Origin of the sequence: Amycolatopsis sp. WAC 04182 (genome assembly GCF_003947465.1) — a bacterium.
In the GTDB taxonomy this organism is placed as follows: Bacteria; Actinomycetota; Actinomycetes; order Mycobacteriales; family Pseudonocardiaceae; genus Amycolatopsis.
Genome location: NZ_QHJJ01000005.1, coordinates 305,573 through 320,424, shown reverse-complemented (window position 1 = coordinate 320,424; position 14,852 = coordinate 305,573). Strand labels below are relative to the sequence as shown.

Genomic DNA, 14,852 nt, shown 5'->3' with positions numbered 1-14,852 from the left:
CCGCCCACGAAGGACACCGCAGTGACCACTGACAACCACATTGCAGCCCCGTCCTTCGACCGGATGCGCAACATGCTGGTGCGCGCGGCCGAAGTGCGTGAGAGCGAACAGCAGCAGATCTTCGACGCGCTCGACGACATCTACGCACGTCTGGCCCCCGTCGACTCGCTCGGCGCGGTGCGCAAGCGGCTCTCGGAGATGCCCGACCGCACCGAGACCAGCGTGCTCGCCGAACGTCTCGACGAGACCATGTCGCGGCTCGAAGCGCAGGACACCGCGATCGCCGCGCTGACCCGCGCCGTCGAAAGCATCGTCGACAAGCTGGCCAAGCCGTTCGCTCAGCTCGACGGCCGCCTCGACGGCATGGCCGCGCGCCTGGAAGGCGTCGGGGGCCGGATGGACGGGCTCGAGGACAAGCTCCAGAACATCCACCGTCGTCTCGACGAGCTCGGCGCGCACCTCGACAAGCAGGACGTGAAGACCGACGCGCTGCCGCAGTCGGTGATCGGCCCGGTGCGCGAGCGCGTCGAGCAGGCCGAGTCCACCCTGCGGGACCGCGTCGACACCGTCGACCGCGAACTGCGCACCCGCGTCGAGAACCTCGACAAGGCCACCAAGGAAAGCCTCACCGCGAACACCGAGGCGCTGAAGACGGCGCTGACCGAGACCGGCGAGATGATCGACGCCTCGGAGCGCCTCGACGGCCTCGGCGACCGCCTCGAGAAGGTCACCTCGCGGCTGGACGACCTGGCCGAGCGGCTCGACAAGGTCGAGGACGGCTTCACCGGGCGCCTCGGCGACCTCGACGGCTCGATCCGCTCCGGCCTGTCGAAGGTCGAGAGCACGCTGCAGAAGCAGCCGGACACCGACTCGGTCGACTCGCTGGTGCGCAAGAGCAACGACGAGTCCGTCCGCCGTATCGGCGGCCAGCTGGACGAGGCCATGGCGACCTTCGCGGAGCTGATGCTCGGCGGTGGCCCGGCCGTGCAGCAGATCTCCCCGCCGCCGCCCGCCCCGCGTCAGCCGCGCCGCAGCTCGCGCAACGGCCGGGCGCCCAAGGCGGCCGACGCCAAGGCGAAGGCCGACGGCACCGACGAGACCACCGACTGACGCTCTCTCTTCGCGCGTGAAGGCCCCCTTCCCACGGCTTCGCCTGGGACGGGGGCCTTCACGCTTCTCCGGCTCGCGCCTCCGCACCGACCTGCGTTTAGCGGGCTAAACGCGATCCGCCCGCCCCGCACCGCCGACCTGCGTTCAGCGGGCTTATCGCGATCCGCCGCCGACCTGCGTTTAGCCCCCTAATCGCGATCCGCAGGGGCCCTGACGTTGCGAAAGCCACTTTCGCAACGTTGAAGGTTGCGAAAGTGGCTTTCGCAACGCGCCGGGCCAGGGTGCGGGCGCCCGGGCGTCCCTCCCCGCCACACAGATCGCGATTAGCCCGCTAAACGCAGGTCGGGACGCACCGCGCCGAGCCGCAGTACATGAAGGCCCCCTTCCTGTAGCTAGGCGCAAGGAAGGGGGCCTTCATGTACTTCGGCCCCGCCGGATCGCGACTAGGGGGCTAAACGCAGGTCAGGGCCGCACGGTCTCCAGGACGAGCGGAGCGGAGGCCGGGGCCTCCGAGGAGACGGCGTAGGCGTCTTCGAGCGCAGCGAGAGCCGAAGGAACAGCGTCCGGCGTATCGGTGTGCAGCTCCAGCAGCGGCTGCCCGGCCGAAACCGCGTCGCCCGGCTTCGCCAGGCACAGCACGCCGGCCGCGGCCTGCACCGGGTCCTCCTTGCGCGCCCGCCCCGCCCCGAGCCGCCAAGCGGCGACCCCGACCGAGTAAGCGTCCAGAGACGACAAGACGCCGTCCGAAGGCGCCGAAACCACGTGGACGTGCTTGGGTCGCGGCAAAGGAGCGTCCGGATCCCCGCCCTGCGCGGCGATCATCCGGCACCACGTCTCGTAAGCCCGGCCCGACGCGAGTACCGCGGAAGGGTCCACATCGGACAATCCCGCCAGCGCCAGCATCTCCCTGGCCAAAGCCACGGTCAGCTCGACGACGTCGGCCGGGCCGCCGCCGCGCAGCACCTCGACCGACTCCGCGACCTCGATCGCGTTGCCGACGGCATGCCCCAGCGGGACGTTCATGTCCGTGATCAGCGCCGTGGTCGCGACGCCGTGCGCGGTCCCGATCTCCACCAGCGTCCGCGCGAGTTCACGGGCCTGCGGAAGCGTCTTCATGAACGCGCCCGAGCCGGTCTTCACGTCGAGGACGAGCCCGGCGGAACCTTCGGCGATCTTCTTGCTCATGATCGAGCTCGCGATCAGCGGGATCGACTCCACCGTCGAAGTCACGTCCCGCAGCGCGTACAGCTTCTTGTCCGCCGGAGCCAGCCCGGACGTCGCCGCGCAGACCACCGCGCCGACCTCGTCGAGCTGCCGGATGATCTCCGATGTCGACAAAGAGGCACGCCAACCCGGAATCGACTCCAGTTTGTCGAGCGTCCCGCCGGTGTGCCCAAGCCCGCGCCCGGACAACTGCGGCACGGCCGCCCCGCAGGCCGCGACGAGCGGCGCCAGCGGGAGCGTGATCTTGTCGCCGACGCCGCCGGTCGAATGCTTGTCGATGGTCGGACGGCTGACCTTCAGGTCGAGCCGCTCCCCCGACGAGATCATCGCGCCGGTCCAGCGCGCGATCTCGCCGGAGTCCATCCCCCGCAGGAAGATGGCCATCGCGAGCGCGGCCATCTGTTCCTCGGCGATGTCGCCGCGCGTGTACGCGTCGATCGTCCAGTCGATCTGCTCGTCGGTGAGCCGTCCGCCGTCCCGCTTCGCGCGGATGACGTCGACGGCGGCGAACGCGCTCACGGCAGGTCGTCCGGCCCGAACGCGTCCGGCAGCACCGCGGACATCGGCAGGATGCCGCTCGGGGTGTCCACCAGGCAGTCGGAACCGCCGTGCTCGAACAGGATCTGACGGCAGCGCCCGCACGGCATCAGCAGGTCACCGGCGCCGCTGCGGCAGGCGACGGCGACGAGTTTGCCGCCGCCGGTCAGCCGCAGCTGGCCCGCCATCGTGCATTCCGCGCACATTCCCAACCCGTACGAAGCGTTTTCGACGTTGCAGCCGACGACGATCCGGCCGTCGTCCACCACACCCGCGACGCCGACGTGCAGGCCCGAGTACGGCGCGTACGCCGACTTCGCCGCCTCGACGGCCTTGGCCCGCAAGGCTTCCCAGTCGTACTCCACCATGTCAGTCCTCACCTCGCCGATAGGTGGCGCCGATCGCCTTGGGCGGCCGCAGCCGCTGCGAAGCCACCGCCAGCACGATCAGCGTCACGAAGTGCGCGGTGTACGGGATGAGGTCGCTGGGCAGGTCGTCGTTGGTCCAGTAGATCGCGTACAGCGCGACGGCGCCGACGACACCGAGCGCGGAAGCGATCCACTGACGACGGAACAACTGCACCGCCACGATCACGGCCAGCAGGATCACCGCGCCGTACAGCAGCGCGAGCACCGCGGTGCCGCCACCGGCGAGCTGGAGGCCGTCCGCGTAACCGAACAGCGCCGCGCCACCGAGCAGGCCGCCCGGCCGCCAGTTGCCGAAGATCATCGCCGCGAGGCCGATGTACCCGCGGTTGTTGGTCTGGTTCTCCAGGTAGTCCGCACCGCCGGCGAGCAGCACGAGCGACGCGCCACCCATTCCGGCGAGCCCGCCGGAGATGATCATGGCGATGTACTTGTGCAGGTAGACCTTCACGCCGAGGGATTCGGCCGCGACCGGGTTCTCGCCGCAGGACCGCAGCCGCAGGCCGAACCGCGTCCGCCACAGCACGAAGTAGCTGATCGGGACCAGCGCGATCGCGATCATCGTCAGCGGCGCGACCTCGGTGACCAGGCCGTTGAGGATGCCGGCGAGGTCGGAGATGAAGACGCGCTGCATCTTCTCCAGATCCGAGAGCCAGTCCGAGAGGAACGTCGCCGAATAGGTGTCGAACTTCGGAACCGGCGGAGACTGGCGCGGGTTCCCCGAAAGCGGGGTGAACACGAGGTTCGCCAGGTACTTCGCGACCCCGAGACCGAGCAGGTTGATCGCCACACCCGAGACGATGTGGTTGACGTTGAAAGTCACCGTCGCGACGGCGTGCAGCAGACCGCCGAGCGCGCCGAACACGACCGCCGCGATCAGGCCGGCCCAGACACCGCCGTGGTACGCGCCCCAGGCGGCACCCCAGGTGCCGAGGATCATCATGCCTTCGAGGCCGATGTTGATCACGCCCGCGCGTTCGGCCCAGAGGCCGCCGAGCGCGCAGAGCAGGATCGGCAACGCCAGCCGCAGCGCGGTGTGCGCGGTGTTGGTCGAGGTCAGCGTGTTGACGCCGGTGGCGTACGACGCGATCGCGAGCACGCCGACCGCCAGCAGTCCCCAGATGGCGCCCTTGAGCCAGCCGGGGATACGGCGCTTCGGCGGTTTCACCGGCATGGTGGTCCCGCCCGTGTTGGGTGAAAGAACGTCCGCGGTGGTCACACCGCACCTCCCTCGGACACGCTGGAACCCTTGCGGCCGTTGCCTGCCAGCGCGCGACCGACGCGACGCTGTTCGGCGGCCAGGTCCGCGCGGCGCACGATCTCGTACGCGATGACGACCGACAGCACGATCACGCCCTGCATGATCGTGGCGATCTCTTTGGACACGTTGATCTGTTCCAGCGAAACGGCGGACCGGTCGAGGAACGCCCAAAGCAGGGCGCCCAGCGCGATCCCGGCCGGGTGGTTGCGCCCGAGCAGCGCGACCGCGATACCGGTGAAGCCGTACATCTGGGTCGAAGTGATGCCGTAGCTGAAGTCGCGGCCGAGCAGTTCCGGCATCGCGACCAGACCGGCGACACCGCCGGAAAGCAGCATCGCGATCAGCGTCATCTTCTTGGCGTTCACACCACCGGCGGCGGCCGCCGTGGTCGATTCGCCGGAGGCCTTCAGCTCGAACCCGAACCGGGTCCGGTTGAGCATGAACCAGTAGGCCCCGCCGATCAGCGCCGCGATGAACACGAAGCCGAACAGCTCACCCGAAAGGATCGGGATCCCCGGGATCCGGCCCGTCTCGGCGATCTCACGGGTGGCGATGTTGTTGCCGGTCTGCACGCCGAACTGGTCCGCGTTGACCAGGAACGCCACGATGCCGCCGACGATCGCGTTCAGCATGATCGTCGAGATGACCTCGGAAACGCCCCGGGTCACCTTCAGCACGGCCGGGATGGCCGCGTACAGCATGCCGCTGAGCACCGCGACGACCAGGATCGCCAGCACGTGGATCACCGGCGGCAGCTGCAGCGCCCCGCCGATGATGGCGGTGACGATGGCGGCGAACCGGTACTGGCCCTCGACACCGATGTTGAAGAGGTTCATCTGGAAGCCGATGGCCACCGCGAGCCCGGACAGGTAGTAGACCGTCGCGAGGTTCACCGTGTCGACGGCGGTCGAGCCCTTGAAGAGCTGGCCGATCATCGTGCCGTAGGCCTGGAGCGGGTCGGCACCCGAGATGATCAGCGCGATGGCCGTCAGGATGACCGCGAAAACGATCGCGAGCAGAGGCGGCAGCAGCCTCGTACGCCAGCTACTCACGCTGTGCCTCCAAAGCCATGAGTGCCGCAAATAGCGAACCTTTTCACGCCACACCATCCTCAGTGTCTTCGGAGGCTCCGGTCATCGCGGAGCCCAGTTCCTGCGGGGTCACGGTCGCGGGGTCGGCCTCGCCGACCAGTCGTCCGCGCAGCATGACCTGGATGGTGTCGGAAAGCCCGATCAGCTCGTCGAGGTCCGCCGAAACCAGCAGCACGGCCAGCCCGGCCGCGCGCGCCAGGCGGATCTGCTCCCAGATCAGCGCCTGCGCGCCGACGTCGACGCCACGCGTCGGATGCGAAGCGATCAACAGCACCGGATCTCCGGAGAGCTCACGCCCCACGATCAGCTTCTGCTGGTTACCACCGGAAAGCGCGGCTGCGGGGACGTCGATGCCCGGCGTGCGGACGTCGTACTGCGCGACGATGCGGCGGGTGTCCTCACGCGCGCCGACGATGTCGAGCAACTGTCCTTTCGCGACCGGCTCGCGGGTCTGGTAACCGAGGATCCGGTTGACCCACAAGGGTTGCGTGAGCAGGAGGCTGTGCCGCGTGCGGTCTTCGGCGATGTAGCCGATCCCGGCCTCGCGGCGGGCGAGCGTCCCCAGTTTGTGCAGTTCGACGACCCGGCCGTCGACCTCGGTCAGTTCGATCCGGCCGCCGCCCTTGCGCATGCCCATGATCGTCTCGACGAGTTCGGTCTGGCCGTTGCCCTCGACGCCGGCGATCCCGAGCACTTCACCCGCGTGCACGGTGAAGGAGATGTGGTCGAGCACGTTGCGCTCGGAACCCTCGACGCTCAGGCAGACGTCGTCCAGGCGGAGGACGGGCCGATCGGTCACCGTGGACTCACGGGTCTCCGGGCTGGGGAGCTCCGAGCCGACCATCATCTCGGCCAGCTGCCGTGAGGTGATCGTCTTCGGGTCGGCCGTGCCGACGGTGGTGCCGCGGCGGATCACGGTGACCGTGTCGGCGATCGCGCGCACCTCGTCGAGCTTGTGCGAGATGAAGATGAAGGTGAAGCCGTCCTTTTGCATGGCGCGCACGGTCTCGAACAGCGCGTCGACCTCCTGCGGCACGAGCACCGCGGTGGGCTCGTCGAGGATGATGATCCGGGCGCCGCGGTAGAGGACCTTGACGATCTCCACGCGCTGGCGGTCGGCGACGCCGAGCTCTTCCAGCAGCGCGTCCGGGCGGGCGTGCAGGCCGACGCGTTCGGCCAGCTCGGCCAGCTTCGCCCTCGCCGCGCGGCCGATGCCGTGCAGGTTCTCCGCGCCGAGGAAGACGTTCTCCCCGACGGTCAGGTTGTCGGCCAGCATGAAGTGCTGGTGGACCATCCCGATGCCGGCCTTGATGGCGTCCTGCGGGTTGCGCAGTTTCACCGGTTCGCCGTTGATCGCGATGCCGCCCTCGTCCGGCTGCTGCATGCCGTAGAGGATCTTCATCAGGGTCGATTTGCCCGCGCCGTTCTCGCCGCAGACGGCGTGCACCTCGCCCTTGGTGACGGTGAGGTTGACGTCGGAGTTGGCGACGACACCGGGGAACCGCTTCGTGATCCCGGTCAGCTGCACGGCCGGTTCACCCCGGTCGGGGGCGTCGGTGACCTCGGCCTGGGGAGCGCTCATGGAAAAGCCATCCAGTTCTGGGGTAAACAGGTTGGGGCTCGGAAGGGGTTACCCTCCCGAGCCCCGCTGCCTGGTCGAGCTTACTTCTGCGGCTTGTCCGAGACGGTGATCGCCCCGGAGACGATCTGCGCCTTGTACCCGTCGAGGACGTCCTTGATGTCGTCGACCTTGCCGCCGGAGGTGGCGTAGCCGATGCCGTCGACCTTGAGGTCGAACCGCTTCGGCAGCGACGTCAGGTCGCCCTTCGCCAGCGCGCGCAGGTAGTCGAACACCGCCACGTCGACGCGCTTGAGCATCGAGGTGATGATGACGTCCTTCGAAGCCTCGACCGTCTTCTGGTTGTACTGGTCGGAGTCGACGCCGATGGCCATGGCGTTGTTGGACTTCGCGGCCTCGAACACGCCCTTACCGGAGGCGCCGGCGGCGTGGTAGATCACGTCCGCGCCCTTGGCGATCTGCGCGGCGGCCTTCACGTTGCCCTTCGCCGGGTCCTGGAACCCGGAGAAGTCACCGGCCGGGGTGAGGTACTCGTCCTCGATCTTGGCCTTGCTCGAAGCGGCCTTCACACCCTGAAGGAAGCCGGCCTCGAACTTCTGGATCAGCGGCGTGTTCACCCCACCGACGAAGCCGACGTGGCACTTCTTCGACTTGTAGGCGGCGGCGACACCGGCCAGGAACGAGCCCTGCTCCTCGGCGAAGACGAGCGAGGTGACGTTCGGGGCCTTGACGGAGTCGTCGTCGACGATCGCGAACTGGGTGTTCGGGTACTTCGGCGCGATGGCGCCGACGGCCTTGGCGTAGGCGAAGCCGACCGCGATGATCGGGCTGAAGCCCTGCGTGGCGAGCTGGTCGAGACGCTGCGACTTGGCGGCCTCGTCCTCGGTCGCGGCGGCGGTGCTTTCGGTGACCGTGGTGACGCCGAGTTCGGCCTTCGCCTTGTCGGTGCCGGCGGCGGCGGAGTCGTTGAACGACGCGTCGCCGCGGCCGCCGACGTCGAAGGCCAGCGCGACCTTGAGCTTGCTGCCGTCGACCTTCTCGGTCGACTGCGCGGTGCTGCTCGACGCGGCAGGCGCGGCGGGCGGCTTCGGCGCCGTCACGCAGCTGGCGGACTGGTCCCCAGAGCCGGCGTTGTTGTTGTTCCCCGCACCTGAATCCTTCGCGCATCCGGCCAGTACCAGAGCACCGGCCATGGCGGCGGCGGCCAGCGCGGTTCCACGCATGCGACGCAACGTGTGTCTCCCTCCCCGCTGATCCAGCGGATGGTCCGAAGAAAGCGACCCGGCGACACTGCCGGGTTCGACCGGGAGACGGTACCTAACGGCCGCTTTGCCGCCATAGGAAAGGCACGCTACGTAACACAAACGTTTACTCATGAGTCGTACGCGCGACGAATGGAGTACTCACCGTGATCGCAACGGAGTAATCGCAGGCAGCGCTCGGCCCACTGGCCGCGCGAGGCGGCGAAGATCGTCACACACCGTTCAGAGCCTCCGGCGGGACTCTCGCGTCCACAGTGGACGAACCGGTGAGTTACCGGCCCGCGTCACCCGATCGGGCAAGGGTCCCGATGTCTGGTCCATCACACAGAGGAACCCGGAGGTGAGCCCACCGTGAGGTGCGGGTCTAGCATCCCTGGTATCCACGCTCGATGACCATGATCTCGGCACCGTCGCCGGAGCCGTCCCAGGTGGACGTCCCGGCGGCAGGCGCGGAAACCAGCGGTCAGCGGGCCCAAGCCATGACGTTGGAGGCCGTTCACCGATGTCCACCACGGCTAGCACCGCCACCGAGGCGGCCGCGAGCGATCGGGCGGGTGCCTCACGCCGGCAAGGGACCTTCTACCGGGGCGACCCCGGTATGTGGTCCTGGGTGCTGCACCGCATCACCGGCGTGCTGACATTCTTCTTCCTTTTCGTGCACGTGCTCGACACCGCGCTCGTGCGCGTGTCGCCCGACACGTACAACGAGGTCATCGAGACCTACAAGACCCCGCTGGTCAACCTCCTCGAGGTCGGCCTCGTCGGCGCGGTGCTGTTCCACGCGCTCAACGGCATCCGGGTCATGCTGGTCGACTTCTGGGAGAAGGGACCGAAGTTCCAGAAGCCGATGCTCTGGACCATCCTGGCCATCTGGGTCGTGGTGATGATTCCCGGTGCCTACTTCATGATGAAGCGCACCGTCGAAGTTATGTTCGGGGGGCACTGACCATGGCAACCGAAGTTCTCGCACTCGACAAGCCGCGTTCGCCGAAGCGCCCGGCCGCCCGCCGCAGCAACTTCGAGCTCTACAGCTGGCTGTTCATGCGCATCTCGGGCCTCGCCCTGATCGTGCTGGTGCTCGGCCACCTGTTCATCATGAACATCCTCGACGGCGGCGTGCACCGCATCAACTGGGGCTTCGTCGCCGGCCGCTGGGCCTCGCCGTTCTGGCAGTTCTGGGACCTGTCGATGCTCTGGCTCGCCGAGATCCACGGCGGCAACGGGCTGCGCACGATCATCGACGACTACGCCCGCAAGGACAGCACCCGGTTCTGGCTGAAGATCGTGCTCTACGTCTCGATGGTGCTGATCCTCGCCGTCGGCACGATGGTGATCTTCACCTTCGATCCCGGCATCTCGGCCAACTGACGCCCCACCACACACGTAAGCGGAGTTCTCAATGCAGTTCCACAAGTACGACGTGGTGATCGTCGGAGCAGGTGGCGCGGGCATGCGCGCGGCCATCGAATCCGGCCAGCGTGCCCGCACCGCGGTCCTCACCAAGCTCTACCCGACGCGTTCGCACACCGGCGCCGCCCAGGGCGGCATGTGCGCCGCGCTGGCGAACGTCGAAGAGGACAACTGGGAGTGGCACACCTTCGACACGATCAAGGGCGGCGACTACCTGGTCGACCAGGACGCCGCCGAGATCATGGCGAAGGAAGCCATCGACGCGGTCCTCGACCTCGAGAAGATGGGCCTCCCGTTCAACCGGACGCCCGAAGGCAAGATCGACCAGCGCCGTTTCGGCGGGCACACCCGTGACCACGGCAAGGCCGCGGTGCGCCGCGCCTGCTACGCCGCGGACCGCACGGGGCACATGATCCTGCAGACGCTGTACCAAAACTGCGTCAAGCACGGTACGGAGTTCTTCAACGAGTTCTACGTGCTCGACCTGGTCCTGACCCCGGACGAGGACGGCAACCCGGCCGCTTCCGGCGTCGTCGCCTACGAGCTGGCGACCGGTGAGCTGCACGTCTTCCAGGCGAAGTCGATCGTGTTCGCCACCGGCGGCGCGGGCAAGATCTTCAAGACGACGTCGAACGCGCACACCCTCACCGGTGACGGCCTCGGCATCATCTTCCGCAAGGGCCTGCCGCTGGAGGACATGGAGTTCTTCCAGTTCCACCCGACAGGCTTGGCCGGGCTCGGCATCCTGATCTCCGAGGCCGTGCGCGGTGAGGGCGGCATCCTCCGCAACGCCGACGGCGAGCGGTTCATGGAGCGCTACGCCCCCACCATCAAGGACCTCGCGCCGCGCGACATCGTCGCCCGGTCGATGGTGCAGGAAGTGCTGCAGGGCCGCGGTTGCGGACCGAACAAGGACTACGTCGTCCTCGACGTCACGCACATCCCGGAAGAGACGCTGAACGCGAAGCTGCCGGACATCATGGAGTTCTCGCGGACCTACCTCGGCGTCGACCCGGTCACCGAACCGGTGCCGGTGTTCCCGACCTGCCACTACGTGATGGGCGGAATCCCGACCAACATCCACGGCGAGGCGTTGCGGGACAACGAGAACGTCATCCCCGGCCTGTACGCCGCGGGTGAGGTGGCGTGCGTGTCCGTGCACGGCTCGAACCGGCTCGGCACCAACTCGCTGCTCGACATCAACGTGTTCGGCCGCCGCGCCGGCATCGCCGCCGCCGAGTACGCGCTGGCTCACGAGCACATCGAGCTGCCGGAGAACCCGACCAAGCTCGTCGAGGACCAGCTCGCGCTGCTGCTCTCGGAGCACGGTGACGAGCGCGTCGCCGACATCCGCACCGAGCTGCAGCGGACGATGGACTCGCACGCTTCGGTGTACCGCACGGAGGACACGCTCAAGCAGGCGCTGACCGACGTGCAGGCGCTGAAGGAGCGGTACAGCCGGATCACCGTGACGGACAAGGGGAAGCGGTACAACACCGACGTCCTCGAGGCCGTCGAGCTGGGCTTCCTGCTCGAACTGGCCGAAGTCCTCGTCGTCGGCGCCCTGGCGCGCAAGGAATCCCGCGGCGGGCACGCGCGCGAGGACTACCCCAACCGCGACGACACGAACTTCATGCGGCACACCATGGCCTACAAGCAGGGCGACGGCCTGACGGCGGACGTCCGGCTCGACTACAAGCCGGTGACCTTCACCCGCTACGAACCGATGGAGCGGAAGTACTGATGACCACGGCCACCCCCGAGAAGTCGGAGGCCGTGTCCTCCGACCACACGCCGATCACCGTCACGCTGAAGATCCTCCGGTTCAACCCCGAAGTCGACACCGAGCCGCACTGGGAGTCCTACGACGTCCCGGCGCAGCGCACCGACCGGCTGCTGAACCTGCTCTTCTACGTGAAGGACTACATCGACGGGACGTTCTCGTTCCGGCGCTCGTGCGCGCACGGCGTCTGCGGTTCCGACGCGATGCAGATCAACGGCATCAACCGGCTGGCGTGCAAGGTCCTGATGAAGGACCTGCTGTCGCAGGACGGCAAGAAGACGACCATCACGATCGCGCCGATCAAGGGCCTGACGACGCTCAAGGACCTTTACGTCGACATGGACCCGTTCTTCGAGGCGTACAAGGCCGTGAAGCCGTACCTCATCGCCTACGGGAACGAGCCCACGCGCGAGCGGATCCAGTCGCAGGCCGACCGCGACCGGTTCGACGACACGACCAAGTGCATCCTGTGCGCCTGCTGCACGTCCTCGTGCCCGGTGTACTGGAACGACGGCTCGTACTTCGGCCCGGCCGCGATCGTCAACGCGCACCGGTTCATCTTCGACTCGCGTGACGAAGGCGCCGAAGAGCGTCTGGACATCCTGAACGACTCCGAGGGTGTCTGGCGCTGCCGGACGACGTTCAACTGCACCGATGCCTGCCCGCGCGGCATCCAGGTCACGAAGGCCATTCAGGAAGTGAAGCGCGCTTTGCTCTTCAAGCGCGTCTAGAAGTACATGAAGGCCCCCTTCCTTGCGCCTAGCGCAAGGAAGGGGGCCTTCATGTACTTCTATGGGAGTTATCCACAACGGGGCAGTTATCCACAGGTCGGCAAATCGACTCTGGCGGGAAGGCGGCCCCGCGCCCACGCTGAGCATCATGACCAAGAGGGGGAGATGGGCTCAGCATCCCGAACTGCTGCACGAACTGAGTCGCAACGGCGTCATCCGGGCATCCGAGCTGGAAAGCCTCGAGATGAGCAGCCGGACGATCTACACTCGCTGTCTGCCCGGTGGTCCATGGCAACGTTTGCTCCCGGGCATCATCCTGTTGCACAACAACGAACCCACGAGCGAGCAGCTCGTGACCGCGGGGCTCCTGCACGGCGGGGCGGACGCGGTCCTCACCGGAATCGAAGCCTGTCGGCGACACGGATTGCGTACATCCGCGATGCCACCGGACACGGGTCTGCATCTGCTGATCCCGCATGATCGGAAGATCCGCAGCACCGGCTTCGTGACGATGGAACGAACGATCCACTTGCCGTCACCGGTCGTCCGGAACAAAGTTCCCTTGGCGCCGCTGGTCCGGGCCACAACGGACACGGCGCGACGGCTCGGGGACGCCGAACAGGTCGAGGCGATCTTGATCGAAGCGGTCCAGAAGGGCGGATGCCATCCGAAGGCTCTGCTTCGCGAACTCGATCACGGCTCACTTCGAGGTACCGCTGTACCGAGGCGCCTCCTGACGAACTGGGTAGATCTCCGGTCCATGGCGGAATCCCGCGCCAGGATCCTCAGCCAGCGCATGCCGACACCGCCGACCCACTGGAACTCGGCGATCCACGACCGGCAAGGGCGCTACATCGGACGCCCCGACGCGTTGTGGGAGGACGTCGGTCTTGTTTGGGAGATCGACTCTTTCGAGTTTCATTTCCGCAAGTCGGACTACGCGCGAACCGTTGAACGCAATACACGTTATGCGGCGGCGGGTCTGGTCGTCGTGCAAACCTTGCCCTCCCGACTACGAGACGACCCCGATGGCGTCCTCGCCGATCTCACTGCCGCGCACGACGTAGCCGCGGCCAGGCCTCGACCCGACATCCACCTCACGACAGCTGCCTGAAGTACATGATGGTCCCCTTCCTCGCGCCTAGCGCAAGGAAGGGGACCATCATGTACTTCTGCGGACAGCCGCTACTCAAGGATCCGTGCGTCCAGCGAGTGATGGTCGGCACCAGAGTCGGCGGTGCCCGGCAGCCGGTCGAAAGCCTCCGGGTCGATGTACCCGACAGCGCCGGTGCTCACGTCCCGCAGCATGTTGTACAGCCCCGCCATCACCGCGCGCGTGAAGTGCTCCCGGTGCTGCTGCCCGAGCGTCTGCGTCTGCCCGCGCACCTCGAACAGCACCGTCCCCGTCCCGTTCAGCGCGAACGAGCACCGCGCCTGGCCCGGCAGATCGCGGTCCGGGGCATGCGGATACCGCGCACCCACGAAGCCACGCGACGTCATCCCGTTGAACGCGCTGATCGCCAGCTGCCGCGATTCGTCCTTTGTGTACACATCGCGGTACTTCGCGTACTTCTGGCCGGACTCGAAGAACTTGTCGGGCAACGGCGGGTAGTCGATGCCGACGTCGAGCAGCCGGTTGCTGCCTTCCTGCCGGACACAGGCACCTTGATGGTGCAGATCGACGTAGACGTCGGGCACCTTCCCCCGCTGCTTGGTCAGCTCGACGTACACCGAACGCAGCGCCCGCGCTTCGGGCGTGATGAACCAGCCCGGCTGCTCCGACGCACCGGGGAAGTCCTCCGCGCGCGGGACGTAGTTCAGGTCGGGGTGGAAGTCGCGGTTGACGTCGAATCCCGGCCGCTTGCGGTAGTCGTCGCCCTGGAGGACGCCGCTGAGGTAGTTCCAGGCGGGCGGCCGGTCCTTCAGCTGGGGGAACTTCTGCTGCACCTCGGCCCACGACAGGTCGTTGCCGCGCCGGTCGAGTTCGGCGCCGTCCGGGTTCAGTTTCGGCACCGCGACGAAGGTGATGGTCTTCCGCAGCCGTTCGGCGTCCCGCGACTCCGACGTGCCGAGGTAGTCGAGAATGCGCAGGAGCGCGTCCGTACCCGTCTTCTCGTTCCCGTGGATCTCGCTGGAGACCACGAAGACCTCCGGCCCGGTTCCGACGGTCGCCTGGTGGATCACCCGGCCTCGGTTCGACCGCCCGACCTCCTTGACCGCCACTCGCCCCTTGCTCACACGCTCGAGCCTGCCGAGTTCCCGCACCATCTCGCGATAGTCGGTGAACTCGTTGATGGGCAGCTCCCGCGGCTCCTCGCTGCAGGGCGCCGCCGAAGCAGCCACCGGAGCCGCAGCCGCGGGCGTACTGACGAGCGGGAGCATCGCCAGCCCCACCACCACAGGAACCAACCGACCGGACAACGACATCGTGAACTCCCC

The 14,852-nt window shown here is 67.5% G+C and carries 13 protein-coding genes; 6 read left to right on the top strand and 7 right to left on the bottom strand.

Going from position 1 to position 14,852, the window contains the following annotated elements; translation table 11 throughout:
* The first annotated feature begins 21 nt into the window (after positions 1-21).
* Complete coding sequence (locus DMH01_RS27495) at positions 22-1,110, top strand: PA containing protein (protein ID WP_125680097.1); 1,089 nt, start codon at positions 22-24, stop codon at positions 1,108-1,110.
* Positions 1,111-1,572: 462 nt separating this feature from the next.
* On the opposite strand, the gene DMH01_RS27490 is transcribed toward DMH01_RS27495, so the two are convergent.
* The 6 genes from DMH01_RS27490 to DMH01_RS27465 all read right to left on the bottom strand — a co-directional run bounded on the left by DMH01_RS27490 (position 1,573) and on the right by DMH01_RS27465 (position 8,450).
* Positions 1,573-2,853: a thymidine phosphorylase gene (locus DMH01_RS27490; protein ID WP_125680096.1), complete on the bottom strand. Its 1,281-nt coding sequence runs from the start codon at positions 2,851-2,853 to the stop codon at positions 1,573-1,575.
* Entirely contained in the window at positions 2,850-3,239 is a 390-nt protein-coding gene (locus DMH01_RS27485) for a cytidine deaminase (protein WP_125680095.1), read from the bottom strand. The genes DMH01_RS27490 and DMH01_RS27485 overlap by 4 nt, the downstream gene beginning before the upstream one ends.
* A gap of 1 nt (position 3,240) precedes the next feature.
* Complete coding sequence (locus DMH01_RS27480) at positions 3,241-4,515, bottom strand: ABC transporter permease (protein ID WP_034304608.1); 1,275 nt, start codon at positions 4,513-4,515, stop codon at positions 3,241-3,243.
* On the bottom strand, positions 4,512-5,609 hold the full coding sequence (locus DMH01_RS27475) for an ABC transporter permease (protein ID WP_034304604.1): 1,098 nt from the start codon (positions 5,607-5,609) through the stop codon (positions 4,512-4,514). Before DMH01_RS27475 ends, DMH01_RS27480 begins: the two co-directional genes overlap by 4 nt.
* A gap of 43 nt (positions 5,610-5,652) precedes the next feature.
* Positions 5,653-7,230, bottom strand: a complete 1,578-nt coding sequence (locus tag DMH01_RS27470) for an ABC transporter ATP-binding protein (RefSeq protein WP_125680094.1) — start codon at positions 7,228-7,230, stop codon at positions 5,653-5,655.
* 80 nt (positions 7,231-7,310) lie between these two features.
* Positions 7,311-8,450: a BMP family protein gene (locus DMH01_RS27465; RefSeq protein ID WP_125680093.1), complete on the bottom strand. Its 1,140-nt coding sequence runs from the start codon at positions 8,448-8,450 to the stop codon at positions 7,311-7,313.
* A 541-nt stretch (positions 8,451-8,991) separates the two neighbouring features.
* Between DMH01_RS27465 and sdhC the strand changes: the two genes are divergently transcribed.
* From sdhC to DMH01_RS27440, 5 genes are all read left to right on the top strand, one after another.
* Positions 8,992-9,435 carry a succinate dehydrogenase, cytochrome b556 subunit gene (gene sdhC / locus DMH01_RS27460; RefSeq protein ID WP_091597900.1) on the top strand — a complete coding sequence of 148 codons (444 nt, stop codon included), beginning with the start codon at positions 8,992-8,994 and terminating at the stop codon, positions 9,433-9,435.
* 2 nt (positions 9,436-9,437) lie between these two features.
* Positions 9,438-9,857, top strand: coding sequence for a succinate dehydrogenase hydrophobic membrane anchor subunit (locus tag DMH01_RS27455; RefSeq protein WP_034304594.1), 420 nt, complete (start codon positions 9,438-9,440; stop codon positions 9,855-9,857).
* A gap of 31 nt (positions 9,858-9,888) precedes the next feature.
* On the top strand, positions 9,889-11,643 hold the full coding sequence (sdhA, locus tag DMH01_RS27450) for a succinate dehydrogenase flavoprotein subunit (RefSeq protein WP_125680092.1): 1,755 nt from the start codon (positions 9,889-9,891) through the stop codon (positions 11,641-11,643).
* Positions 11,643-12,413: a succinate dehydrogenase iron-sulfur subunit gene (locus DMH01_RS27445; protein ID WP_125680091.1), complete on the top strand. Its 771-nt coding sequence runs from the start codon at positions 11,643-11,645 to the stop codon at positions 12,411-12,413. Before sdhA ends, DMH01_RS27445 begins: the two co-directional genes overlap by 1 nt.
* 61 nt (positions 12,414-12,474) lie before the next feature.
* Positions 12,475-13,527: a hypothetical protein gene (locus DMH01_RS27440; RefSeq protein ID WP_370323558.1), complete on the top strand. Its 1,053-nt coding sequence runs from the start codon at positions 12,475-12,477 to the stop codon at positions 13,525-13,527.
* Positions 13,528-13,598: 71 nt separating this feature from the next.
* Here DMH01_RS27440 and DMH01_RS27435 read toward each other — a convergent pair whose 3' ends face one another.
* Positions 13,599-14,840, bottom strand: a complete 1,242-nt coding sequence (locus DMH01_RS27435; RefSeq protein ID WP_233621691.1) for a M14 family zinc carboxypeptidase — start codon at positions 14,838-14,840, stop codon at positions 13,599-13,601.
* Positions 14,841-14,852: the final 12 nt, after the last annotated feature.

What these genes read in the sequence shown, in the direction of transcription:
- DMH01_RS27485 (WP_125680095.1), bottom strand. Translation starts at nt 3,239, where the DNA reads ATGGTGGAGTACGACTGGGAAGCCTTGCGGGCCAAGGCCGTCGAGGCG.
- DMH01_RS27470 (WP_125680094.1), bottom strand. Translation starts at nt 7,230, where the DNA reads ATGAGCGCTCCCCAGGCCGAGGTCACCGACGCCCCCGACCGGGGTGAA.
- DMH01_RS27465 (WP_125680093.1), bottom strand. Translation starts at nt 8,450, where the DNA reads ATGCGTGGAACCGCGCTGGCCGCCGCCGCCATGGCCGGTGCTCTGGTA.
- sdhC (WP_091597900.1), top strand. Translation starts at nt 8,992, where the DNA reads ATGTCCACCACGGCTAGCACCGCCACCGAGGCGGCCGCGAGCGATCGG.
- DMH01_RS27455 (WP_034304594.1), top strand. Translation starts at nt 9,438, where the DNA reads ATGGCAACCGAAGTTCTCGCACTCGACAAGCCGCGTTCGCCGAAGCGC.
- sdhA (WP_125680092.1), top strand. Translation starts at nt 9,889, where the DNA reads ATGCAGTTCCACAAGTACGACGTGGTGATCGTCGGAGCAGGTGGCGCG.
- DMH01_RS27445 (WP_125680091.1), top strand. Translation starts at nt 11,643, where the DNA reads ATGACCACGGCCACCCCCGAGAAGTCGGAGGCCGTGTCCTCCGACCAC.
- DMH01_RS27440 (WP_370323558.1), top strand. Translation starts at nt 12,475, where the DNA reads ATGGGAGTTATCCACAACGGGGCAGTTATCCACAGGTCGGCAAATCGA.
- DMH01_RS27435 (WP_233621691.1), bottom strand. Translation starts at nt 14,840, where the DNA reads ATGTCGTTGTCCGGTCGGTTGGTTCCTGTGGTGGTGGGGCTGGCGATG.